Annotated in this window: 19 protein-coding genes; 5 read left to right on the forward strand and 14 right to left on the reverse strand. The window is 65.2% G+C overall.

The genetic code is table 11. The annotated features are described in order from the left end of the window. The first annotated feature begins 166 nt into the window (after positions 1-166). Positions 167-805 (forward strand): hypothetical protein, encoded by a 639-nt coding sequence (locus J1M87_RS28885; protein WP_032406406.1) that lies wholly within the window; start codon positions 167-169, stop codon positions 803-805. A 3227-nt stretch (positions 806-4032) separates the two neighbouring features. Then, positions 4033-8016 (forward strand): helicase-related protein, encoded by a 3984-nt coding sequence (locus tag J1M87_RS28890; protein WP_238325049.1) that lies wholly within the window; start codon positions 4033-4035, stop codon positions 8014-8016. 20 nt (positions 8017-8036) lie between these two features. Here J1M87_RS28890 and J1M87_RS25015 read toward each other — a convergent pair whose 3' ends face one another. Together J1M87_RS25015 and J1M87_RS25020 are read right to left on the reverse strand one after the other, a co-directional pair. Continuing rightward, a complete protein-coding gene (locus J1M87_RS25015) occupies positions 8037-9113 on the reverse strand; it encodes a toll/interleukin-1 receptor domain-containing protein (protein ID WP_032406407.1) in 1077 nt (358 codons plus the stop codon). 35 nt (positions 9114-9148) lie between these two features. After that, a complete protein-coding gene (locus J1M87_RS25020) occupies positions 9149-9919 on the reverse strand; it encodes a hypothetical protein (RefSeq protein ID WP_032406408.1) in 771 nt (256 codons plus the stop codon). 119 nt (positions 9920-10038) lie between these two features. Between J1M87_RS25020 and J1M87_RS25025 the strand changes: the two genes are divergently transcribed. From J1M87_RS25025 to J1M87_RS25035, 3 genes are all read left to right on the forward strand, one after another. After that, positions 10039-10560 carry a hypothetical protein gene (locus J1M87_RS25025; RefSeq protein WP_081371410.1) on the forward strand — a complete coding sequence of 174 codons (522 nt, stop codon included), beginning with the start codon at positions 10039-10041 and terminating at the stop codon, positions 10558-10560. 96 nt (positions 10561-10656) lie between these two features. Further along, the gene (locus J1M87_RS25030) at positions 10657-11682 is read left to right on the forward strand and encodes a hypothetical protein (protein ID WP_139278520.1); all 1026 of its coding nucleotides are present in this window, start codon (positions 10657-10659) and stop codon (positions 11680-11682) included. A gap of 430 nt (positions 11683-12112) precedes the next feature. Beyond that, positions 12113-13531, forward strand: a complete 1419-nt coding sequence (locus tag J1M87_RS25035; RefSeq protein WP_032406411.1) for a hypothetical protein — start codon at positions 12113-12115, stop codon at positions 13529-13531. 4 nt (positions 13532-13535) lie between these two features. Here the strand turns inward: J1M87_RS25035 and J1M87_RS25040 are convergent, their stop codons facing one another. The 12 genes from J1M87_RS25040 to J1M87_RS25095 all read right to left on the reverse strand — a co-directional run. After that, entirely contained in the window at positions 13536-13934 is a 399-nt protein-coding gene (locus J1M87_RS25040; protein ID WP_256978607.1) for a thermonuclease family protein, read from the reverse strand. A gap of 182 nt (positions 13935-14116) precedes the next feature. Next, the gene (locus J1M87_RS25045; RefSeq protein ID WP_139278521.1) at positions 14117-14812 is read right to left on the reverse strand and encodes a hypothetical protein; all 696 of its coding nucleotides are present in this window, start codon (positions 14810-14812) and stop codon (positions 14117-14119) included. Positions 14813-14859: 47 nt separating this feature from the next. Continuing rightward, complete coding sequence (locus tag J1M87_RS25050; RefSeq protein ID WP_032406413.1) at positions 14860-15255, reverse strand: hypothetical protein; 396 nt, start codon at positions 15253-15255, stop codon at positions 14860-14862. A gap of 31 nt (positions 15256-15286) precedes the next feature. Further along, positions 15287-16126, reverse strand: a complete 840-nt coding sequence (locus J1M87_RS25055) for a DUF4913 domain-containing protein (RefSeq protein WP_052060484.1) — start codon at positions 16124-16126, stop codon at positions 15287-15289. Continuing rightward, entirely contained in the window at positions 16116-18080 is a 1965-nt protein-coding gene (locus J1M87_RS25060) for a TraM recognition domain-containing protein (protein ID WP_052060485.1), read from the reverse strand. The genes J1M87_RS25055 and J1M87_RS25060 overlap by 11 nt, the downstream gene beginning before the upstream one ends. Next, on the reverse strand, positions 18080-18478 hold the full coding sequence (locus J1M87_RS25065) for a hypothetical protein (RefSeq protein ID WP_139278522.1): 399 nt from the start codon (positions 18476-18478) through the stop codon (positions 18080-18082). The genes J1M87_RS25060 and J1M87_RS25065 overlap by 1 nt, the downstream gene beginning before the upstream one ends. Positions 18479-18489: 11 nt before the next feature. Next, positions 18490-19038, reverse strand: a complete 549-nt coding sequence (locus J1M87_RS25070) for a hypothetical protein (protein WP_052060486.1) — start codon at positions 19036-19038, stop codon at positions 18490-18492. Continuing rightward, entirely contained in the window at positions 19035-19718 is a 684-nt protein-coding gene (locus J1M87_RS25075; protein WP_032406415.1) for a hypothetical protein, read from the reverse strand. Before J1M87_RS25075 ends, J1M87_RS25070 begins: the two co-directional genes overlap by 4 nt. 42 nt (positions 19719-19760) lie before the next feature. Beyond that, positions 19761-21383 (reverse strand): M23 family metallopeptidase, encoded by a 1623-nt coding sequence (locus J1M87_RS25080; RefSeq protein WP_032406416.1) that lies wholly within the window; start codon positions 21381-21383, stop codon positions 19761-19763. Between the two features lie 4 nt (positions 21384-21387). Then, entirely contained in the window at positions 21388-21657 is a 270-nt protein-coding gene (locus J1M87_RS25085; protein ID WP_032406417.1) for a hypothetical protein, read from the reverse strand. A gap of 1 nt (position 21658) precedes the next feature. Then, complete coding sequence (locus tag J1M87_RS25090; protein WP_052060487.1) at positions 21659-23434, reverse strand: hypothetical protein; 1776 nt, start codon at positions 23432-23434, stop codon at positions 21659-21661. Position 23435: 1 nt separating this feature from the next. After that, positions 23436-23999, reverse strand: a 564-nt coding sequence (locus J1M87_RS25095) for an SCO6880 family protein (protein ID WP_374222422.1), incomplete at its 5' end; no start/stop codon positions are given.

Here is a 23999-nt window from a genome sequence, read left to right on the forward strand (position 1 = left end):
GCTGGATGCGGGTCCTCCTGACGCCACGGAAGTGGGTCCAGATCAAGCCGTCACGACGCCACGCCGAAGCCCGGGTGGGTCCCGAATCAGACCGTCACACTGGTCCCGAATCAGACTGTCACCGCCAATCAACCGTCCCTGTTTTCGATCGGAGAGGGGACCGACGATGTCGGAACCGGAGATGAACGTGGATCTGCGGATCCGCGACGAAGTGCGCAGGATCTGGGGGGAGTGGATCGGACTCGATCCGGACCTGCCCGAGGCCGTACGCGAGGAACAGATCGAACGCGAAGCGGCGCGACTGACCCAACTGGTGGAGGAAACGGTGGGGGACAGCGCCCACGGCTTCCTGATGGATCGGTGGCGGGCCGAGAACCCGGGAGTGACACCGGACTACCCCACGACCGTGGCGTTGATGACCACGGCCTGGCACTCGGCACGATCGAAGATCCTCGAGGAACACCTGTACCCGCAGGTGACCGAGGAGATCTACCAACGGGTGATCTCCACGGACGCAGTGATCGAGGAGGAGCGCCGAGCGCACCTGCAGAGCGCGCAGGACAAGGGCGACGAGATGCGTTGGACGACACTGTCGGTGGACATCTCGCCGCTGGCGAGCCGGATCGTGGACCGGGTGTGGATGGACCGTCCGGGTCGATTCCTGCTGCTCGCCCAGGCGCTGATCCAGCAACGACTCGACGACAACCAGCCGACGCCGACCACAGCGAGCGATCCGATCGCCGCGGAGCTCGAAACGTTGATCCTCGACGAGATGGACCGGACGCCGGGCGCGACTCCCTTCTGACCCTTCGGGCGCAGTGGGTCGACGCCCACACGGCCACCGCCGACATTCTGCACCGAGGAGGCCGTCTCAGGCAGCACCTCGACAACGCCGAGCGCGCGCTCGAACGCGCACGCCAGCAAGACAACCGCGACGGCATCGAGGCACTGACACAGCGGATCTCGGACCTGTCCTACCGGCGCACCCGACTGCTCGCCGACTACGAGCGCGCCCGCGCGGCCGAAGGGCAGCTCGGCAACGCCCTGCGCGCCGCCGGGATCGATCCCGCCTCGATCAACCACAGCGCCGTCGCCCGCGCCGACGCCGCGCAACGCCGCACGCCGCCGACCTGGGCCAACGACCCCGCCACCGGACGCCAACTCGACACCCTGCGCACGCTGCTCGCCCGATCCGGACTACCCGACGACACCGTCGACGCGCGCCTGACCAAAGCCGAGGCCGACCGCTCCATCAAGGCCATCCTCGCCGGCGAGCTGCCACTGCTGCGCAGCACCGACGATGCAGCGCCGCCGGCACCCCCGCAGGCGTCGGCACACGAGGTACTCACCGAGCGCATCCGCGCCGCCGTCCTCGCCGACGCGGATCTGACCGTCTCGGCTCAGGCGTCGTCGAACACCTTCGCCCAGTTCCAGTCGTGGGCGCTGGCACGGACGAAAACGGTCATGCTCGACGCCGTCGTGGGCGTCGACGACACCGACACCGCGCTCACCGGCGCCGCACAATCGCTGTTGGCCGATCCTGCCCGCCTCGATGCACTTCCCCACGAGCTGGTCGACTTGCTCTGGCAGACCCACCACCGGGCACCCGAGGCAGACCCCACAGAGCCGGACACCACAGGGCCAGAGACCACCGACGAAGCTGCACGTCAGCACCTGGCCCAGAACGAGCTCGACAATGCCGCCACTGCTGCGATCGTCGACTTCGACGATCGCGGCCGCCGCGCCTACGACCCGCGCGCGCCCTTTGCCGCGCCCGATCCCTCCGCCGACCCCGTCGTCGGCGCAGCACTCGAATCCCTGCCCTCCGACAGCGTCGACGCCACACAGATCCGCGCCGACTTCATCCACGGCTACGCCACCGCCGCCAGCACCGATGCTGCCAGGCGCGCCGCTGCGGCCACCGAAACATCGCTTCCCGCTGACGATTCCGCCGACACCGCGACACCCCGCGAGGTACACGCTGCGCCGGTCGAGGTGCCCCAGTACGAGACCGGAGAACCCCTCACCAGCCCGTTGTGGCGCAGCAACAGTCTCATCGCCGCCCAACGCCCCGACGGCTCCACCGTCTACATCAGCGCCGACACCGCCCGCCGCTATGCCGCCGTCTCCGACACCGTCACGCCAGAACCCGAACCCCAGACCGCGACCGGACCGGAAGCGACGCCCGAACCCGAGACCGCCGCCGAACTCGGCGGCGTCGACGCGGGCGGACCGAGCCGGGAACCGTTAGGTAGCGGTGTCGACTCCGCTGACCACTCAGCCCGATTTACTGCTCCCGCAGTCGATTTCGTTCTCGGCACGGACGTTCTCGTCCCATCCGGAGCCAAAGCCCGAGCCCGCGCCAACCTCGATGCCCTCGCCATCGTTCAGCGGTTGGCCACCGAGTCCCGCCCCGCCACCGACGCCGAGCAGGACGCACTGGCTCGCTGGTCGGGATGGGGCGGCGTGCCGCAGATATTCGACACCGCCAAGACCGAATGGGAGCCCGAGCGCGAGGAACTGCGCACCCTGCTCAGCGCCCCGGACTACGCCGCAGCCCGCTTGAGCACCGTCAACGCCCACTACACCGATCCCGCCATCGCTTCTGCCCTCTGGCGCGCGGTCGAACGCGCCGGTCTGCCCGAGGGTGCCCGCGTCCTCGAACCGGGTTGCGGCAGTGGACACTTCGTCGGTCTCGCCCCCACCGGAACGAAGATGGTCGGCGTCGAGCTCGACCCCATCACTGCAGCGATCGCCCATCACCTCTATCCGAACCAGCACATCCGCAACCACGGATTCGAGGCAGCGTTCGCCGGCGACGGCACCTTCACCGCAACCATCGGCAACGTCCCGTTCGGTGACTATCCGGTCTACGACGACATTCACAACCCCAACAGTCGCTCGATCCACAACCACTTCATCATCAAATCCCTGCACCTGACCGCCCCCGGCGGGTACGTCGCGGTCATCACCAGCACGTTCACTTCCGATTCGGTGCGCCCGGCCGCGCGGCGCGAGATCGCCGCCCTGGGTGACCTCGTCGGCGGCGTCCGGCTGCCGTCGGCCGCGCATCGTCGCCAGGCCGCCACCGACGTGCTCACCGACGTGCTGATCTTCCGCAGGCGAGAGCCGGGCCGCGAGGCCACCGAACAGACCACGCTGTGGACCGAGGTCGCCCAAGTCACCCTTCCCACTGGGAACGGAGACAGCACCGCACCGGCCCACCTGAACCGGTACTTCAACCGGCACCGAGACCGCATCCTGGGCACCGTCGAGGTCGGTTCCGGAATGTACGGCTCGACCACGATGAAAGTCGTTGCCCCGCAATCGCAATCCGTACCAGCCCTGCTGACGCGGGCGCTGGAGAACATCGTCGACGATGCCCTGGACTCGGGCCTGGCGATGACCGCCGCGGCTCCAGATCGAACCCAGCATCACGAGCTCGATACCGCCGGCCTGCACACCGACTCCGGGACCGATACCGGAACCATCCCCGGCACACTGCGATTCGACGCCCACAGCTCCCGGTGGGAGCAGTACCAGGTCGGTGCCGGATGGGTTCTCACCCCCGCCAAGGGCCGCGAGATCAACGATCAGTGGCAACGACTGCTCGCCATGGGCGATACCGTCCTGGACATCGGTGAGAGCGCGCGCACCGCCGACTCGACCCCCGAGCACCGACAAGACCTGCGCGAGAAGCTCGATCGGCAATACACCGACTACACCAACCGATACGGCTTCATCAACCGGTTCAAGTGGACCAACCACGCCACTGAGAACAGCCCCGAGAAGACCGCCGAGAACTTCACCGCCCTCGAAGCGCAGTGGCGCATCGACGCAGCCGGGCAGGCCGCCCTCGATCGAGGGGTGGATCCCGACGACCTCGCAGACCTCGATCTACCCCCCTACGGGGGTGAGATGCCCACCGAGGTCACCGAAGCACTGCTGGAGAAGGCGCGCACACCGGCGCAGGGGCCCCGTAAGAGCCGCCATCACCTTCAAGGGGCCATCAGCTTCGACCCCCGCATGGCGATGGTCCGCTCGCTCGAACTCTTCGACGACGAGACCGAGCAGGCCACCAAGACCTCGATCTTCGATACCGACGTCACTTTCACCACCGAAAGCGCCACCAGCGCGGCCGGCATCGACGAAGCGATCGCCATCGCCTTCGATGAACGCGGCAGCATCGACCCCGAACGGGTGGCCGAGCTGCTCGATACCGACGTCGAGGACGTACTAGACCGATCCCGAGGCAAGATCTACCCCTCACTCACCGATCCGAGTACCTACGAGGTCGCCGGCCAATTCCTCGCCGGCGACGTCCGCAGCAAGCTCGCCCGCGCCCGCGTCGCCGAAGCCGAGAACCCCGACGTCTACACCGGTGTCGTCGACGCCCTCGAGGCCGTCGTGCCACCGGATGCCGACCCCGCGCGCATCGGGGTGCGTCCCGGCGCGGAATGGGTCGGAGTCGACAACCACAAGCAGTTCCTGGTCCAGGAGTTCGGGATCGACCCCGACGAGCTGACCGTCTCGTACGCCGCAGTCAACGCGACCTGGCAGTTCGAGACCAGTTCGGCCCCGAACTGGGACGACCCGCAAGGCTACGAGGACCCGTGGGGCATCGCCGGCCGCTACTCCGGGCTCGAGCTGTTCACCGCGATCGCCAACAACAAGCCCGTCGAAGTGCTCAAGACCGAGAGCGAGCTCGACCGCGAGCCCAAACCGCGATTCCACCCCAAACACACCACCGACCTGCGCAATCGCGCGGTACGGCTGGAAGAGAAGTTCGTGCAGTGGCTCTGGTCCGATCCGGCCCGCTACGAGCACCTCACCGAGGTCTACAACGGGCGGTTCAACCGGTTCGTCAAACCCCAGTTCGCCACCGAGCACAAGCAGTACCCGGGCCTGAACCCCAACTACATTCCGTACTACTACCAGTGCCAAGCCGAACAACGTCTGACTCACGGGGAGACGATCCTGCTCGATCACTGCGTCGGATCGGGCAAGACCCTCACCATCACCATCAGCTGCATGGAGATGCGCCGACTCGGACACAAACGCCAGCCGTGGGTGGTCGTGCCGAACCACCTCGTCGACCAGTGGGCCGCCGAGGTTCGCGATGCCTACCCGGCCGCGAAAGTGCTCGTCGGCGGCGACCTGTCCGGGCCCCGCGACCGGCAACGCTTTATCGGCCAAACAGCGGTGACCGACTGGGACATGGTCATCGTCCCCGAATCGGTGATGAAGCTGATCGCGGTCAGCAAGGACACCGAGCTCGCCTACATCGAGACCCGCATGATGGAACTACGCGAAGGCCTCGAACGCGCCAAGGAGACCGGCGGCGAGCACACCGTCAAACAGATCGAACGCGTCCTCAAACGCGAACAAGCCAAACAGCAGAAACTGGTGTCCTCCAAAGCATCCGACACCGGACTGACATTCGAGCAGTCCGGCTGCGACTTCCTCTGGGTCGACGAGGCGCACTACTACAAGAACCTCGCCCGCACCTCCAACTCCGCCGACCTGTCCCTGCCCGAGGGATCGCAACGCGCCTCCGACCTGGAGATGAAAGCGCGCTGGCTACGCGACCGCGCCATCCTGCGCAACGTCGAATCCGGACAACCCGACGCCCCCGCGAAAGCGATCGCCTTCGCCACCGGAACACCGGTGAGCAACTCCCTGTCCGAGCTGTGGGTGATGAACCGCTATCTGCGCCCCGATCTGCTCGACGCCGCCGGAATCGGCCACATCGACGCCTGGGCACAGACATTCGCCAAACAGCGCACCACCGTCGAAATGAACATCACCGGTACCTCACTGCGGCCGATCTCGCGGATGGCCGAGTACCAGAACTTGCGGCAACTGATCGCCATGGTCGATCAATTCCGCGACGTGGTCACCGAGGACCAGATCCCCGTCGAGTTGCCGCGAATGCGCACCGGCAAGCCGCTGGTCGTCGAATTCGACCTCGCACCGCAGGTCCGAGACTTCATGTTCGATCTCGACGAACGCATGGCCGCGACCTCCGGACGCAGCATGGACGTCGACAACGCGTTGAAGATCTCCAACGACGGCCGCAACGCCTCCCTGCACCCGACCCTGGCGAAACTGCCCGAACCGGAACCCGAACACGACCGAGTCGCCGTCGCAGCGGATCTGCTCTGGAACACCCACCTCGAGCACCGCGACCTGTTCACCCCCGCCGACCGGCACGGCCCCGACGCCCGCGGGGTATTCCAGATGGTCTTTTGCGACCGCGGCACCCCCAAGGCCGGCGGGGCGGCGGACAAGAGTCTCTACGCTCGCCTGCGAGAAGCGTTGGTGGACAGAGGAATGGAGCGATCGGAGGTCGTGTTCATTCACGACTACCCGACACCGAAACAGAAGCAGCAGCTCTTCGCCGACTGCCGCGCCGGCAAGGTTCGCGTGCTGATCGGCTCGACACCCAAGCTCGGCACCGGCGTCAACGCCCAACGCCTGCTCAAGCAACTCATCTCCCTCGATCCCGCGTGGACCGCAGCCGACATGCAGCAGCGGTTCGGGCGCATCATCCGGCAGGGCAACGTCCACCGCGAGGTCGACGTGGTCAACATCGTCGCCCGACGCTCCTACGACGCCACCATGTGGCAGATCATCGAACGCAAAGCCCACTCCGTCCAGCAGCTACGCGGAGGCGAGATCCCCGACACGATGGAAGACGTCGGCGGCGACATCGCCCTGTCGGCCGCGCAGACCAAGGCCGCCGCCACCGGCGACCCCGTCTACGTCCGCGCGATCGAGCAGCAGGCGCACGTCGACGCGCTCGAATCCGAACAGACCATGATCGCCAACGCGAACGCCTCCCGCCGCGCGGCCATCGACCGCCTCGACCGCGCCGCCCAGCGCCTCGACGCCGACATGCCCACTATCGAGGCCAATGCCGACCGCGCTGCAGCATGGCTCGACATCGACGACCGCGCCGAGAAGATGATCACTATCGATCACCGGACCGCCGCCGACGACGACACCGAATCGCTCGTCGACGCGCTGCAGAACGTCCTGCGCACCACCTACATCGACATGCGAGCAGTCAAGAGCGGACGACCGAGCGAGTTCGCGGAGATCGCCGGCGTCGCGATCGCCGGCACCTACCGCCCGGTCAACGACCAGCTCGAACTCTCCATACCAGCAGGCCCGAAACGCTACGTCGAGCACCGCAAACTCACCGAAGCGATGTCCAGTACCACCGCCGCACGCGGGATCCTCCAGCAGATGCGCAACATGATCAAAGAGCTGCCCGTGCGCGCGACCGCAGCTCATGCCGACCGCGCACACATCGCCGGGAGACTGACCGAGCTCACCGCGCAGGAAGACCGAACCTTCACGCGCACCGACGAACTCGCCCAGGCCCGCTACGCGCTCGCCGAACTCAAAGCAGACGTCAACGCCCGCGAGAACTCACCCGAAGCGCTCACCGAACGCGGCCGCGACCTCGACCGGCGCCGATCGCAAGGGCTGTACCCGAAATGGAGCCTCGACCTCAACCCCACCCCCGCACACGCGGACGCCCAACACAGCAGCCGCGCAGCACTCGTCCAGTCCGTCCCCGACCGGATGCAGGCCTTCGCCGAAAAGTGGGCCGCAGCCCAAACCGAGCGAGACGCACGCCGCGCCGACGACCCATGGAAGCCGAAATCGCCTGACGGATCACGCTTTCAACGCGGAGCAGACCGCGACAGCGGTGCACCAGGAGCGGCGATCCAATGGACTGACCGCACCTGGCACTGGACCGCATGGACAGGCCCCGACAACTCGACCTCCGGGTTCGAGGAACGCCGCGACTCGGCCCGTTACGCCGCCGAAGGCGCACTACGCGACCTCGAAACCGAGGCATCGAGTCACGAATCGCCTCAGGCCGAGCGAGACGTATCGCCGCTCAAATCCATGCTCAACCGCCAGTCCACCAAGAAGGCCGGCACCATCCGCCCGCCTGCGCCGGAACCGGATCGACACCGCGATCACGGCCTGGACAGGTGAACCGGTCGGCTGACTGGTGGTCAGGGACGCAGCACAGCATCCCAGACATCGGAACTCTTCAAATCGACGGGCAAGTCGAACTGGTCCTCGAACCACCGTTTGAACCCCTCCGTGCGACTAGGTGAATCGAACCATTCGACGAAGGCTTCGACGAGCGCGAGCGCCTTCTTGATCCTTGGGTGCTGCTGATTGAGTGCGACCTCGAGCGGGGGGTCGTTGTCGATCACCAAAAAACCGCGTTCGGCGGCGTCGTAGAACGCGGGATTTTCGTCGTCTACGTCATGAAAGCTGTCGGGCAGGATCAGATCGTCGTTGGAGACATGGAAGCGAATCGCCGTGATTACGGAGCCTGGCATGCGGGATTCTTGAAAGTACTTGACGACCGCACCGGCAAGGTGCTCGAACTGCTCCCTTTCGCCCTCGGGCAATTCCACAGCCGCAATCTGCTCCTGGGTCTTCGCCGCTAATAGGGCGTCATAGCGATCCTCGAGCTCCCCGAACTTCTCAAGCAGAAGGTTGTAGCTTTCCGTCTTTTGCTCGAGCTGAAGTTCGATTTCGGCGACCTGTTCTGCAGAGTAGGTCTCGACCTTCCCCAGCAACTCCTCGTATCGTGAGGCGCTGACCAGCCACTTGTCCCTGTGAATAGTCCAATCTGCGGTATTCGCCTTGAGACCGAACGCTTCGATGACCCTGTCGTGCATTACGTCGAGGTCCTGCCCAGCGGTGGCCTCGTCGAGCTGACCGATCAGCATTGCTTTCAGTGGTCCCGGCAAGTCCTCTCTGGCCAGCCCAGGTGTGAGCACCGGGAGGAACGTCCCTTTCACCCATGCGGCACCCATTTCCGCCAAGCATGTCGGACGGGTGAGGTAAGTAGGGGAGACGATCGCAATGACCAATGGCGACGCCGCTGCTTCTTCCCTCATTTCGGTGAACAGGTCGAGTCCGGATGCGATCCCTGTCCCGCGCTGAGAGGTGTAGAAGACCTGTTCACGAGGGAATCCGCACCCGAGCCGGAGGATCTTTTCCACGAACTTGGAGACGTATTTTTCATCGTCACCTGCGTGACTGATGAACAGTTTCCCGGTCTTCTTGGCCATCGGACCATGCTAGTAGGCGCGTAGTGGTGGCCGAGTTACTCCAGCCTTTCCGTGCTGTCGCTTTCCAGCAATTGCAGAACACGGACCACCGTCACCGTGGCCTGCGCGGCTGCATAGGCCTCCACGTGATCGACGCCTGAGTGGGTCACACGCTGCGCGAGATCCCACGTCGCCCTGACGAAGACGCGCAACTCCTTGTGCGAGCTTCCGGCGGCGTATCGCTTCAGATACAGCCCTATCCATTGCTTCGCATCTGCCGCCTTGGGTTCGTCGTCCCCGTCCGGTACCAAGTCGGGGTCTCGAATGATCGAGGTGGCGTCGATGAGGATCTCGCGGGCCCGTCGGCCTACGTCTTGGCGGTCGTCATCGGTGCGCGCCTGCTCCAGTGCACGCGCTAGACCATCGATACGATCTTGCAGACTTGCCCACGTCGGGTCGGCAGTGGTGGAGGCGGTAACCAAAGCGCCCGACCCCTGAATGCTCGTCAGTGTGGCCGCTGTGTCCGCTACGAGGGTGCTGACGAACTCCCTGCGGTGAACCCATGTGGAGAGATCACCTTTGCTCCAGCGTCCGCCCCATTCCCCAAGCGTGCTGTAGGGGATGGGGTTCGGCACCCCCAATTGCTGAAGCAGTCTCTTTAGCTGTTTGTGGCCCGTTTGGTACTCACTGTCGGCCTTTGCTTTCTTCGTCGATCCAATCCTCGTATCGGTCGTCGACGCCGCGACCAGACGAGCAGCTTGCAGGTCGAGCATCTCAGCGGCTTGTCGAGCGATGTGCTGCCTCGATGGGAGGTCCTTATCGGTCATGAAACCAGGATGCCGGTAGACCTGACGTCGACTGCGGTCGCGTGGCGATTCAACGGTGAGGGGCGCTGTGGCTACACCCCGTAGGTGCGATGCACCCCTGTCGTCTACCGTCTCGAATCGTGCACGCTTACGTCGACGAAACCAAAAGCAGAGGTCTCGTCGTCGTGGCCGCGATTGCCGATGTCCGCGACCTTCAGGCCTCACGCAAAACACTCGTGGCACTGCGCCTGCGAGGGCAGGAGCGCATCCACTTCAAGTCCGAAAGCGACTCTCGTAGACGAACCATCGCCGACGCCATCGCCGGGCTGCCCATCCGCATTCACGTCTATGACGCAGCAGCACTGCCCGAACGAGAAGGTCGCACCCAGGCACTGCAAATGCTCGTGGCCGACCTCGCAGGTATGTCGGCCACCCGCCTGGTCATCGAGCAGGACGACTCCCTACTCAGAGCAGACCGACAAACACTGTTCGCCGCAACTCGTAAGCAACAGATCCAGGATCGCTTGGCCTACGAGCACCTCCGCGCCAAACAAGAGCCCATGCTGTGGGTGCCGGACGCAGTGGCATGGTGCCTGGCCAAAGGCGGACATTGGAAGACGCGAATCGAGCCGATGATCACCACCTACAACACGTTGACTTGACCGAGTGAACTCCCTCCGACCCTTAGTCTTGCGCCTGAGTTCCACACTGAAACCCGTGTAGTTCCCAAATGGGAACCCGAAACGTATGATTCTGAAATGGAGTCCACACTCGATCCCAGCACTGTGCTTATGGCCGGATCCGCCAAGACCATCGCCGACGTACACGTGGCCACGTTCGAGCAACTCGTGGAAATGCTGGTGCTCAACCCCACCGTCAAACAGTTGCTTGCAGCCGGATACACACACGCGCAAGTGGCGCGAACCGTGCACATCAGGAAACAGCAGGTCGGACGCCATGCCCGCACGGCATTTCATCCGGTGACCCTTGCGGATGGGTTGCACTCGATCGACGTGTGGGCGCTCGCCCTCTCGCTGTGGGGGGACTCCGAACAACGGCTGCAGCTCGCGATCGACACCGCATTCGAGTGGGATGCCACGCGGCTGGCCGACGTCGCGCTGCCAGAACAGAATCTTGAGCAATACCGGATCGGTTCTGTAGCCGATGAACTCGACACGTACGGCTGCGCATTCGCTCGATGCGAGGCAGCGCGTCCGTATACGCCGCGCCAGGAGGACTCGAACGCGGCACGAATCGATGCGTTACGCGCCAGAGCAGCCGGAGCGAGCGAACTCGACCTGAGCGACCGCGAGGACGAAATACTCGGGCTTCTGCGCACCCCCGTGGTTCCGGAAGTCCCCGACTTCCTGTTCCGAAACCGGCATCTGCGATACACCAACACTACGTCGAACAGTCAGCCCTGGGCAGTCAAGTACGAACAGCGGCACGTACGCGAGCACACCGAAATGAAACGGTACGGCCAGCTACTTCCCACGCTGCCTGACGACTCCAATGACCCGCGCGTGCTCGCCCGCGACCTCGTGCTGTTGAACCTGGGCGATGCACGAGTGGTGTCCCTACCCTCGTCGGACACTGCCCCGTTCGAGAGCCGCAGTCGGGTACTCGAGCGGTTTGCGGGTGTGCTCGGCGTTCGGCTGGATGAGTCGCAAACCTATGCCGAAGGCAAGACAGTCTCCGAGGTCGAGTCCGAGATTTTGGGTGCGTTGGACAAGTACCTGAATGCTGAACTCGCTGCCCGTTCAAGCACGTCGCAAACGCTGTAGATACGCAAAACCCGGCTCACCAACCGTCCGGAAGGCTGCCGGGTTCACTTCGACGAGGCTAGTGCCTCACGCCAAGATATTATCGCACCGAATCTCGGATACGTCCAGTGCCGAACCCATGCCTTGCCGATGATAGGTGGACGGATCCGTGGCCGGTAGAGCCCTCGGGGTGCGCATCGGTTCAGGCGTCGGTACCGTGGATGGCTCAGTTTCCTCCAGCGAAAGGAAGTGCCCGAATGCTCGGACTCGGCCCGCTCGGTTTCTGGCTCCGTGATTGGAGCGGCGCGATGGGTAACGTCGCCCCCCAAGGCCCCATGGCTTGATTCCCTGTACGCAAAGGGCACGGACAGTCATTGTCCGTGCCCTTTCTCGTCTAATCAAGCTCCGAGGACAGAAACACAAGAGAGTTGCGTCGATGGGCTTCCCGCGGATGTCAGTGCATCACAAGGCCGCGGGCGATCCGCCGGGCCCGTTCGATCAGGGTGGCCGGCCGCTACGCATCGTCCTCGACGTAGCGCCGGACAAGCGCCGGATCGAAGAGTGGATCGATCCCCCCCTCGACATGCCGGACCCGGAAACCTTTCTGTGGTCGCTGACAGAGGACGACAGTATCGACCGCTACTGGATCGGCACCGCCAACGACCCGGCAGACGCCGGCCGGGTCCTCATACCACCAGGCCCCCTCGCCCCGGATGCCCACGACTACCTGGAGTTCTCGACCATCGACGGCCCGGGGCGACGGACCGGACATGCAATCTGGCCCTACAGCACCTACGAAAAGATCGCTCTGCGTGACGCCGGAGCCCAGGGAGTGAGCGCCGGACAGTGGTTGAAGGAACTTCTCGTCGCAAAGGCCAGCAGCACAATGCCCGCCGATCTGCTGGCCACCACCAATCCGCGCATCCTGTCCAGCCAGGCGACCGACATAACGAACGCGCACCCCTATTCCGCAGCCGAGGCCGTAGGGGTCGTCGGGCTGTACCTCCGCAATAAGGGGAAATACCCCGTCATCGGACCGGATCAACTGGTACTCGACGAACGCTCGACGTTCCTTCTGGCAGTCGAGGAACTCCTCCCGTCGTGGCGGGTGTGGGCCTCCGAGCTCAGCCAACACAGTCGCACGACCGGCAACGACACTGCTGCACTGTTGGCCCAGACGGTCCGGGAACGCATCATCCGGATGTTGCGGTGCCGCGACCAACTGCTCATCGCATCCGTGGCTACACAGACCAACAACACCGCGGACCGTACGGTCGAATTCCTGGACTACTTTCTGGTCAATCTCGTCGGGGCTTTCGACGCAGCGGCTAGGGCTGCTCACCTCGTCTACGATTTGCCGAAGAACGAACGTAGACAGGCGGGTTGGCAAAACAGACAGTGGCTGAAGAAACTGGGCAACGCCAAACTCACGGCCCTGTTCAAACGGCGCAGCGACGGCTATCGGATGTTCGAGGTCTGCCGCATTCTCCGAAATACTGTCCACAGCGAAGGGCTGTCGCCTATTGCGTTGAAGGAACCGCAGGTTGCGCACCTGCAGACCCTCGTGAGGCTGCCCCAGGAGGAAGCCGACGACCTTGTCCGACTCTTCACCCAGCTCGGCGGATACAACACTTGGGGATTACGACGCTTAGGTGTCGGGATCGGTGACTACGTCGACGCGGCGACGTTCATCGAGCGGCTTATCCCCTTGGCAATGGCCGTGTTGGATAAAGCTCTTGTGAACACGCCTGCTTCCGCACTGACCGGCATCGTTCAATCCCCGACCGGGCTTCCTCCAACGAACAGTGCGCGCGACAGTCCTGGCACGCGCGCACGTGTGATGCTCCTGCTCAGACTCGCGAAGACGTGAGGGGTCAGCGTCGGGCTGTCTGTCCGTAGCACGGCGAGCCCCAGAGACCGGCACCGTTGCGTTGCGCTGTCGATTGTGCGGCAACGATATTCGCCGCTTCAGAGAGCTGCTGGTTCTTGTAGGTGTAGGCGCGGGCCATACCCGATTCGGCTGCGAATGCGCTGTAGTTGCTCCCATCCGGGAGGACGACGTACCGCAGGGCACGGCCGTAGCGGTCGGTGTCGTCTGCGACCGGATCGCTTGTGAGGGTGACAGCGGCGTTGTCTAGCTGCTGGTGCGCCCACGCGCTCGCTTCCGGCCCCCAGCACTCCACCGGTGCGTCGGGGGCGACTGTCTCGGGGGTATCGATACCGAGAACGCGAACTCGTACCGGGTCACCCCCTGTGGACAGGCGCACCTCCACCGTGTCTCCATCAATGACCCGTTCCACGACCCCGCTGGACACAGAGACAGCCTCATGGGCCGTCTCAGGCGTCGGGGGAGCGATCAGGGGATTGCACCCCGCCAGCAGCGCAGCAGCAACAGGGACAGCCACACAGGCCGTGAAAACTCGGACGGTCGGCCGATATCGTGTCCGTACCCGGCTCATGCTTGTCCAAAGACAACGAGAATGCCGATCAGGTACGCGCCGAGCGCGACGATCGCCAGCCCCGCCACCGCCATGACGGAATGTGCGACCAGGACCGAGCAGTGCCGAAGCGGAGTCCGGCTGCGACGATGCGCCCTCGACGGAATCCAATAGTCGCGCAGCTCCGATACGAGCTTCAGCGCCAAGAGCCACGCTGCAATCTGCACGATCACGGTGGTGCCCGATGAGAGCGCATCCGTCATCCGCTCGACTGGAGTCCCTGCGGGCCAGTCGTAGTACGACAGGTCGGGGGACCAGCCCCGCCATGCCAGGATCGCGAACGCGATCGACACCGCTAATGCAGCTGCCAGATACGCGGCCGTCACGCCGGGGTGAGTGATGCGGCTTGCTGCGCGAGTGTGTGCGTCCGCGATCGAGGCGAGCTGGCGACCGGTGATGACCGGTTGCCGCCCCCGGCCACGCACAGCCAGCCTGCGCTCGACTTCCAGTATTGCCGCCGAATGCGCGGCCGCACGCTCGGCCGGCGTCGACGACAGACCGTGCCGCGCACGGAAACGTTTCTGGTCACGGTCTATGTCGCGGATCCACTCGTCGCGATCGCTCTCGGGGGTGTACCGCACCTCGATGCCCCCGACCGCGCTGACGATCGAGCTGAGCATGGAGCTGGGGTGGTGCCGTGTACTCGTCTTCATGGTCGTTGCTCGCCTTCTTGGTTTTTCGTTGGTAGTCGAGTTGGTGGTCACAGGGGTTGCACTCCGCCGGCGGCGAGAACGCTCACGGCCCAGATGGCCCACATCACGGCGAGGCTGCTCGCCAGGCGTACCGAGTTCTTCCATGCGGTCAGCGCCCAGCGCCGTCCGTTCATGCAGTCGAGGGCGACGGCGATGAGGCTGCCGATCGACAGCGCGGAGACGACGGTGATGATCGCCCACCAGCCCTGTGCCACAGCATCGTCGGCGGCTTCACGCCGGACGGGGTCGGCCGAGCCGCTCGACGAGGACAGGACCCACTCGGCGAAGGGTATCGACCAGGTGAGCCACCAGGTGACGGCCGCCAAGGCAATCGCCGCCAGTAGTTGGGTCCGATCGCTCGGCGCTGTCGACGATTCGATTGCGGGTGCAGGTGCTGTTCTCATGGGAGAGGCCTTCTCTCGGTGACGATGGCGGTCAGGGGGTCAGATATTTCGGTGTCTGCCAGTCCTCGGGTGGATAGGCGATCAGCAGCGAGCCGTGGCCGGGCCAGCTCCCGTCGACGTCGGCGTTGCTCATGGGTCCGGATTCGCCGTCGAGGAGCACACGCATGTGGGGGTCGCAGTGCCGAAGCCACCAGCTCGACATCGCCGCCGGATCGTCCGGTGAACTGCGCGCTTCCTCGAACGCCCACCACAGGGCCTTGAGCCGCGACACGACCTCCTGGTGCTGCCACCAGCGCCGATCCCAGGACAGTCCACGGCCTGGCTTGTCGTCGATCTTGCGGTTGATGACGTGGCGGAGGTAGTTCTTCACGAAGTCCTCGAGCCGCAGAAACGCCGGGGCCGGCAACTCGTCGGCGTCTTCCCCGATCGGGATCGGGTGCTCGTGCGAGAGGTCTGCGAGATCGTCCGCGATCCAACCTTCTGGAACTGGATCGCACGTCAGGGGTCCGTAGCCACCCCAGGTTCCGGTGTCGTCGGCTCCGCTCATCGGCCCGGTGACGCCGTCGAGAAGCATCCGCAGGTGAGGTTCGCAATGCTCGACCCACCATCCCGACATCGCTGCCCGGTCCTCGACCGAACGGCGCGCGGACTCCCAGGCCCACCACAGAGCGGTCAGGCGGGCGACCGCTTCACCGTGCCTCCACCACCGGGCATCCCAGGTCAGTCCGTGACCGGGTCGGTCGCTGATCCGTCGCTGGATCACCCTGGCGAGGTAATGCTGAACCCAGTCATCGACCGACTCGTACGCGGGCTCGACCTCCGGTTCGGCGTCGAGATCCAGTTCCTCGTCGAGGTCGAAATCAACGTCCATCGACGCTCACCGCCGATCGGTCCCAGTCTTCGAGCTCGTACTCGTCGACGTCGTCGTGGTCTGGTTCGTAGTCGATGTTGAACGGTCCGTCGAGCAGTTCCTTCGCCTGTTCGGCGGATCCGCTGTATTCGATGATGGACTGGGTGATCATCTCGGCGTCGTCGGTGTCGGTCCACCAGACTTTCTTGATCAGAACGGGCGGGTTTTCCGGAAAGACCACGATGGCACGGCTTTTCGGGAGGGCCGCGAGTTCGTTGATCGGAAGAATGGGCCGTTCTTGCCAGCTGTGCGACGTACTGCGGTTTCCTTGGCCGTTGCTGCGGGTGGTGGATTGCACTTCGTGCGAACCGATTTGCTCGGACAGGTCGCTGAGGTACTGCTTGTCCTTGATGTTGCCGCCGTAGAAGTGCACGGCACCGGCGATCATCGAATCGAACTCGTCGCGGCCCCACACCCGGGCACCCTGCTGTGGTGACTGGAGAATCGCGATCGGGATGATTCCGCGGCCACCGAAATGCGAGTACTGGTCTGGCAGTTGGCGAAGCAGGACGGTGTTCGCGGCCTCGTCGAGAACGGCAACGAGAGGAACGTCGAGCCGGCCTCCCTGAGTGCGAATGGTGGGCTGCCACATCCTGGTCGGCCACCACCGCGGCATCTGCTTGTCGTAGGTGCGTGCCGGGGTCCGTGAGGCCAGCGCAGTGGCTTCGTCGAAGATCTGCCCCACCAGTGCGGTGGTCAGCGGTGCCGCCGAATCCGGTCCTTCGAGCGAGAGCGCGTAGAGGGTGTCGGTACTGGCCACGAACGCCCGCGGATCGAACTCGCGGCGATCGTGCAGCGGCTCCCCGTACCGCGTGGTCACGCGCGGGACTACGGTCTTGTCCGTCGCGTCGACCTCGATGATCGCCCGCGCAGGCGGTGTGACGGCGCGGGCGTACTCGTCGTCGGAGAGGATGTCGAGGAATCGGCGTGCCATGTCGAACAGGCCGTCGCGCTGGCGATCGGTCAAGCCTTGGGCTTCTCTCACTCGCGCTGCTGCGCGTTTCTTGTCGAACGCATCGAGGATCTGGGCGGGGGTGCCGTCCTGATCGCGGCCGAGCCAACTCACCGCGTGCAGGAGATCTCCGCCGGCCGACGCCGCAGCCAGGCAGTAGAGGGCGAGCAGCTCTTGAGCTCCACCATCGAAGTAGCCGTCGGTCTTGGCGTCTTTCTTCGTCGACGCGGACACGAAAAAGGAGGCGAGCTTGCGGGCCTGGGCGAGGGTGGTGACGTGTTTGAGCGGGTTCCACCAGAACGTGAGCTGCACCGATCCGCTGACCGCCTGCAGATCGAACACCCACACCTGCCCGTACCGTTCGCGGCCGAGGCGAGTCGCGGCATACAGGTCGGGTTTGTTGCTGGTCACGATCGTGGCCCCCGGTGCTGCCAAGGCTGCGCGCACCGCAAGGGCGACAGTCTTTCCCATCCGGGTGCCGGCCAGGGCGACCATCACCATTTCCCACGACAGGTACACCGGCTTGTCGCCTACCACGGTCGTGCCGAGGAGGAATCCCCACGACCGCGGATCGGACTTGTCGAACTGGGGCATCAGGCGATGCGACTCTTTCGGGGAGACTCCGCGAAGCTTGTTCGGTGCGACCATCGTGCGCGCGGCCCGGTCGACTTCGGTACGCCCCTTGGCTCGCCGAACTGCGATCGGCAGTGCGACCGCAACGATCGACACCACCAATGCCACGGCGATGGCCGTCGACTGCCACGGCCAGGGGCGCTGTCCGGTGAAGGACTCGAATACCCCCTGGATGGGGTTGCCGCTGGGGTCGCCGCCGGAGAGGAACGTTCCTGCCCACCACGACAACACGAGGGTGATCACGACCGCCAGGCCGATGCACAGCAGCACCGCCTGCAGAAGGTTCTCCTGTGCTCTGGCACCGGTTCCGGATCTGCGTGTCTGGGCCATCAGAGCGCCTTCCCCTCGATCGCGTCCTGGATGGTGGTAGCGGTCATCGGATCGTCCTTCTGATCGTTCGAGTCGGGTCGGGGGCGAAGGTGCACGAACACGTGCAGCAGGCCGGCCACGCCGAGGGCGAACACGGGCATGACATACGCCGTCGCCGCCAGAGCGGTGTGGGGTGTGACGATCGAGCGTCCGGCGGCTGCCGCACCGGCCAGAACGGCCAGGGTGAGGGCCACCGCTGCCGCTCTCGCCCAGGTGCGGCGGACCGACCAGAGCAGAATGATGACGGAAACGAGCAGAGCTGCAACAGTATTGATCGCCGTGAGCGCTGCGAGGTCGAACACCGATGGCGCTGGACCGATGTAGCCGATCGGGTCCGAATGGATGATGTGCCTTCTCATGATCGACGTCCTCATTTCGGTGCCAAGTTGTATTCGGTCAGTTGCCATGTTTCGGAGTTCTTTTCGACGACGGCCCGGACGCGGTAGTCGCTGTAGGGGGTGGTACTTCCGTCGCGGTGTAGGACGGTCTGGGTGAGGGCGACGTCGAGTACCTGCCGGCTATCGGAGGCGGTGATCGGCTCGCCCGATTGTGCTGTGGCAGTGACGATGTCCCCGGAGTCGCGCCATCCCGCCCACTGCGGTAGCGGCCGGACCCCGGTGGCGGCCGGTTGTGTGGCGTCGGCGGCGAGCGGACCGCCGAGCCAGCGCTGCGCTCGTCCGACAGCGGCAGCGGGGGAGGGGTCGATGGCCGGTTGCCACGAGAACATCGCCGCCAGTGCAGCTTCGGCGACGGCGTCCGGATCGGAGCCGCGGTCGTCGTCGAGGTGCACGTGGGCGTCGGTGGCCGGGTCGTGGCTCTCGTCGGTGCCACTGAACTTGACGAGGGTGACCACAGCGGCGGCGACAACCACGACGAATACCAACACCGCGCTGACCGCGATGAGCTGCCCGCGTTTCATCCTGCGATCCGTTCGTCGTCGACGACGAGGGTGGTCAGGTTCGTCTCTCGCCACGACTTGTAGCCGTTCTCGCGGCACCACTCCGCCGCCGGGTTGTCCTGGTCGATTTCGACACTCACGTGCACGCGGCCACGCAGCGCGGTTCGCTCCAGGGCCGGGTCGTCGGCCGCGACTTCGTGGTTGAGCACGTGCAGGATCAGCCGGACCGCCTCGACGTCTAGTTCCTCGCGGGCCTGACCTGCGACGAACACCGCGTGCTGCGCCACCGACCGGTCGGCCGAGACCTGATCACCGTTGCGGTAGAGCTTGTCGTCGGGGTGAAAGGTGTTGTAGGTGACGACGGCACCTTCGGGTCCGCAGATCGCGAACGAGGACACCTCGTCGTCGGCCGCGGTCCACAGCTCGAGTACCGGGCCATCGGCTGCGGCCGCAGCGATCTGCTCTCTGCGCTGGGCGTAGGCCTGCTCGCGCAGTGCGTCGTAGTCGATCCCGAGCTGTTTGGACAGTTCGGTCTTGAACTTCGGGAACAGGCCTGGGACGGCGAGGTCGTGCTCTTTCGCCCATGTGTAGAGCTCGCCGTGGGTCTCGAGCGCGCGGAGGTCGTCGAGGTGTTCCTTGACTGCCTTCTTCGCGGTCTCCCATTCGGCGACCGAGTTGTGGGTGCTGCGTCGTTTGGCCATTTCGGGTATCTCCTTGGTTGTCGTGTCGGTCGGTGTGTGTGCTCAGGCGATCGAGGCGAATTCGGTGGCGTACTGCTGGATCAGGTCGGCGTAGGGGCGGGTCTGGTTGACGTAGTCCGGTGAGCCGGTGGGGAATCCGCCGGAGGACTGGACCGCGCCGAAACCTGCGTTGTAGGCGGCGAGATACAGCTCGAGCGGGCCGTTGGGGGCCGAGATGGACCCGTTGGCGATCCCGGCGTCGACCTGGCCTGCGATCTCGCACATGTAGCGGCCTTGGGCCATAACTGCGTCTCCGATGTCGTAAGGGGAGACCGAGCCGTTGCCGTCGTCGTCGCGCCCGTAGCCGGGCCAGGTGCCGGGCATGAACTGCGCCGCTCCTTCGGCTCCGTCCGGGCTGACAGCGCGCGGGTTGAAGCCCGATTCCTGCTTGAGCTGTCCGGCGATGACGGGCGGGCGGATCTGCGGGCAGGTGTTGCCGGCCCTGATCACCCACGGCTCGAACTCCGGGGGCACTTTCCCGGGTGCGAGATCGGCTTCGCCGCCGCTCGCAGCCGGATTGACCCCGCACGGGGTCGGGACCGCCCCTGGGCTGCCTGCTGCGCCCGGTGCCGGGCCGTAGTTGGTCAGAGCGTCGGGCATCCCGCCGCCGACGGTGGTGACGTGGACGTGGTCGAAGTGATTCTGTGTGGGGGAGCCGCGGTCCTCCATCTGGTTCGAGGAGCCGTCGGCCGGGATGTAGGTCTGGCGCCAGATGATGTACTCGATGTGCAGCTCGGTCTTGTTTGCCATCAGGTACTCCACGACCCGATCGCCGAGCTCCTTGCCGGCCCCGGTGTCGTAGTCCGGGATCATGATGTCCGCGGCCCGGCCGCTGGGGTGATCGTCGTAGGTGTCGTACGGCCGCCACCCACCGATCGTTTTGATCTCGGGGAACTTCTGCGCGACCGATCGGGCTACGCGAACCGTGTCGACCTGCCAGTGCTCTTCGGACCCGACGGACGGCGGTAGAGGCGGGAGGTCGCCGCCGGGGGCAGGTGTTGTCGGTGACGGCGACGGAGTGGCCGGGCTCCCGGCGGGGGCGTCGGGCTCGGACGCTGCGGCGATCCACGGGGCCGGGTCGACGGCTTCGCCGGCGTCGTGGCCGCCTTGCCAGATCTCGAAGTGCAGGTGCGCACCGCCCGGTCCAGGTGGTGAGACTTCGCCGTTGTAGCCGACTTTCGCGATTTCCTGGCCTGCGTGGACCTGCTGGCCGGGGGTCACCTCGAGGTCGTCGGGAAACATGTGGCCGTAGACGCTCGAGATGATCTGTCCGTCGATGTTGTGGTCGATGACGATCCACTGCCCGAACCCCGTTGCCGGTCCGGCCTTGGACACCACACCGTCGGCGGTGGCGTAGATCGGTTCGCCTGCAGCCGATCCGAAGTCCTGGCCCTTGTGCATGGTGCCCCAGCGAGGACCGAATCCGGACGTCAACTGGTAGGTGCCGTCCTTCATCGGCTTGACCTTGGTGCCGGCAGGGAACGTCGCGGTCGGTGCGCCGCCGGGCAGGCAGTCCCCGACTTTGGGTTCGTCGTCGTCGGGGAAGATCAGCAGCACCAGCGCCAGGATCAGGGCGAGGAACAGGGCGACGCCGACCAACGTCCCCTTGCTGGCGGTGCTTTTCAACGGTTCAGATCCTTTCGCGGCCGAGAGCGCGTTGCAGGATGGCCACTTGGTCGCGGAGCTCGCGGACGGCCAGTTCGGTGTCTGCGGGGAATTGGGTGGTGCGTGCTGCGCCGCGTTCGTTGCGCACCCAGTTACGCAGGGTGGTCACCGGGATCTGCAGTGCGGCAGCGACAGCGACGACGGCCTCTTCGCGTGAGGACGCGGTTTTCATCTGCTCACTGACCAGCGCGAGGCACTTGTCCCTGAATTCGGTGGTGTAGAACCGTTTGGCCATCTCACGCGACCTCGTCGTAGTCGTCTTCGAGGTCGTCGCCGACGAAGGTGAATCGGTGGTTGGTGTCGTGGACACCGGATTCGATCTCCGACGGCATGAGCACGGTCCGGAACGGAATACCCGGTGCGCCTTGCTCACCGAGTTTGACGATGAACTTGCCCTGCCCGGGTGGAGCGCTCAGAGCGCCTGCCTCGCCGGTCAACGCTTTCGGGGACGACCAGGAGGTGATGTCGGCGATTTCGGTGTCGGTGAACGGTTTGATGTCGGATAGTCGGGTCATCTCCTTACGTGGCAATGCACCCACCACCAGCACTCCGGCGCGTTCGACCAGGCCTTTGGCGGTCGCGACGTCTTCGGGGTTGGGGAGGGATTCGAGGTCGCTGATGGTGTGGGTGCACATCAACAGCGCGGTGCCCCAGGCCCGGTTCAGGCGAGTCAGTTCGTCGACGCGGTCGACCATGCCGACGCCCGCGCGCAGGACCTGCCACATCTCGTCGAGGACGACCAGGAAGTTCCGGCGCGGCCCGCATCCGGCGTCGGCCAGGTAGTGGGCGGCGTCGGTGGCGGCGAAGCCGTGCTCCCAGCAGGCGAGCAGCACTGCGCCTTTGAGGGTTTTGTCGGCGGTTCCGATGCCGGAGACGTCGACGCAGACAGCAGCGGCGTTGATGTCGATCGGCACGGTGGTCTGGCCGCAGAACACCTCACCGAACTCACCGTCGATCAGGGCGTTGAGGGTGCGCCGCAGTGTCTTCGAGTCGGCGCGGTAGTCGGCGTCGGTGTCGGATTTGAATGCCCGCCGTACCGGGTCGGGGCCTTCCTCGAGGACGTCGGCGAGGTCGGAGAGCAGCGGTTGGACGTCGCCGGTGAAGCGTTCCTCGAGGAGACGGATCGCGGCACCGAGGGCGGAGATCTCGAAGTCGTCGATCGGGGCGTTGCCGCGGGTGACCTGTAGCAATGTCTTGACCCGGCGCACCCGGTCGCCGGCGATGCGTTTGCGCACCAGGGCCGCGGTTTTGTCGGCGGCGTCGGTGCCGGCGGCATCGAGGGTCGCCAGGATCTGGGCGAGAGGTCCCATGTCGAGGGGGTTGATCTGCCCGCGGCCCAGGCCGAGGTCGATGATCTGGCCTCGATCGCCGAGGGCTTCGACGAGTTTGCGGTAGTCGGGCCGCATGTCGCCCATGATCAGGGTGGACACTCCGGCGTAGATCAGTCCGAGGATGATCTTGCGGGCCAGCGTCGATTTACCGAAGCCGGGCAGGCCGAGCAGCATCATCGAGGGCTGTTGGAGGAATCGGGCGCGGGTCATCCATGAGAGCGGGTCGAAGCACACCGGTGCGCCGGTGTAGAGGTGCACACCGAGTGGGACGCCGACGATCGGCGCTCCGGCCCCGACCGGGAACGGCCACATACCGGCTGCTTGCAGTGTGGTGGCGCGGAATTCGGTCAGGGGTAGGACGGGTCCGGCTTTGCCGCCGCCGCGTCCGGACAGGCCCATGTGGTTGCCGCGCAGGGTCTCTGCGTCGCGGCTGTGCCCCACGGTCTTGGACCGCGCTGCAGCGTCACGTCCGAGATGCAGGCGTGCGCGCCAGGAGACGGCGATGTTCTTCGATTCGGCGGCGCGTTCGAGTTCGCGGCGTTCGTTGTCGTCGAGTACGGCCACCGGTGCGGAATCGATGCTCTCGCAGTGTTGTTCGCGCTGACGTTGCGCAGCGGTGCGGTTGAGGTCGCGGTGGGAGGCGGTACTGGCGGCGCGTCTCCAGGGGCGTTTGATGCTCATTTCATGCTCCCAGCTTCTTTGCGACGTTCTTGGTGTGCGAGGGCATGAGGACGCCGACGCCGAGGGTCGCGGCGAATCCGGTGTCCTGGGTGAACCACAAGCGCTGCAGGCGAAGTGAGGATCGGGTGCCGAGATCTTTGGTGACCGAATCGGCCTTGGGTCGGTCTTCGCCTTCGGGTGTCGTCACGGTCACCAACAGTCCGATCATGGTCAGACCGTGTCCGTGGCCCTGTTCTTCGAGCTGGTCCTCGACACTCTTCAGTCGTTGCTGCGCCTCGAAACTGGGGCCTTTCTTGCCGAGGTTGTTCACACCGCTGTTGGCGTGTTTGAGGTCGCGGCCGATGATGGTCGCCGCTTCGGCCGGCGAGTGGGGGCGGTAGCAGATGGCCACGCGCTTGCGCAGGACGTCCGGGTTGGGGTCGAGCAGTGGTCGCAGCACGGTCTCGACGAAGGCGTTCTTCGGTCGTTCGGCCATTTCCCATGTCGTGGAGTAGCAGCCGTCGTGGAAGAGGTTGGAGATGTTCGCTTTCTGAGCTTGAGGGCCGGCGTCCTCCCAGCCCAGATC

This window comes from Rhodococcus sp. KRD162 (assembly GCF_017168335.1).
Taxonomy (GTDB): Bacteria; Actinomycetota; Actinomycetes; order Mycobacteriales; family Mycobacteriaceae; genus Rhodococcoides.

Bases quoted from the DNA above. Each gene is read 5' to 3' on its own strand.
- J1M87_RS28885 (WP_032406406.1), top strand. From the start codon at position 167: ATGTCGGAACCGGAGATGAACGTGGATCTGCGGATCCGCGACGAAGTG.
- J1M87_RS28890 (WP_238325049.1), top strand. From the start codon at position 4,033: ATGGTCCGCTCGCTCGAACTCTTCGACGACGAGACCGAGCAGGCCACC.
- J1M87_RS25015 (WP_032406407.1), bottom strand. From the start codon at position 9,113: ATGGCCAAGAAGACCGGGAAACTGTTCATCAGTCACGCAGGTGACGAT.
- J1M87_RS25020 (WP_032406408.1), bottom strand. From the start codon at position 9,919: ATGACCGATAAGGACCTCCCATCGAGGCAGCACATCGCTCGACAAGCC.
- J1M87_RS25030 (WP_139278520.1), top strand. From the start codon at position 10,657: ATGGAGTCCACACTCGATCCCAGCACTGTGCTTATGGCCGGATCCGCC.
- J1M87_RS25035 (WP_032406411.1), top strand. From the start codon at position 12,113: ATGTCAGTGCATCACAAGGCCGCGGGCGATCCGCCGGGCCCGTTCGAT.
- J1M87_RS25045 (WP_139278521.1), bottom strand. From the start codon at position 14,812: ATGAAGACGAGTACACGGCACCACCCCAGCTCCATGCTCAGCTCGATC.
- J1M87_RS25050 (WP_032406413.1), bottom strand. From the start codon at position 15,255: ATGAGAACAGCACCTGCACCCGCAATCGAATCGTCGACAGCGCCGAGC.
- J1M87_RS25055 (WP_052060484.1), bottom strand. From the start codon at position 16,126: ATGGACGTTGATTTCGACCTCGACGAGGAACTGGATCTCGACGCCGAA.
- J1M87_RS25060 (WP_052060485.1), bottom strand. From the start codon at position 18,080: ATGGCCCAGACACGCAGATCCGGAACCGGTGCCAGAGCACAGGAGAAC.
- J1M87_RS25065 (WP_139278522.1), bottom strand. From the start codon at position 18,478: ATGAGAAGGCACATCATCCATTCGGACCCGATCGGCTACATCGGTCCA.
- J1M87_RS25070 (WP_052060486.1), bottom strand. From the start codon at position 19,038: ATGAAACGCGGGCAGCTCATCGCGGTCAGCGCGGTGTTGGTATTCGTC.
- J1M87_RS25075 (WP_032406415.1), bottom strand. From the start codon at position 19,718: ATGGCCAAACGACGCAGCACCCACAACTCGGTCGCCGAATGGGAGACC.
- J1M87_RS25085 (WP_032406417.1), bottom strand. From the start codon at position 21,657: ATGGCCAAACGGTTCTACACCACCGAATTCAGGGACAAGTGCCTCGCG.
- J1M87_RS25090 (WP_052060487.1), bottom strand. From the start codon at position 23,434: ATGAGCATCAAACGCCCCTGGAGACGCGCCGCCAGTACCGCCTCCCAC.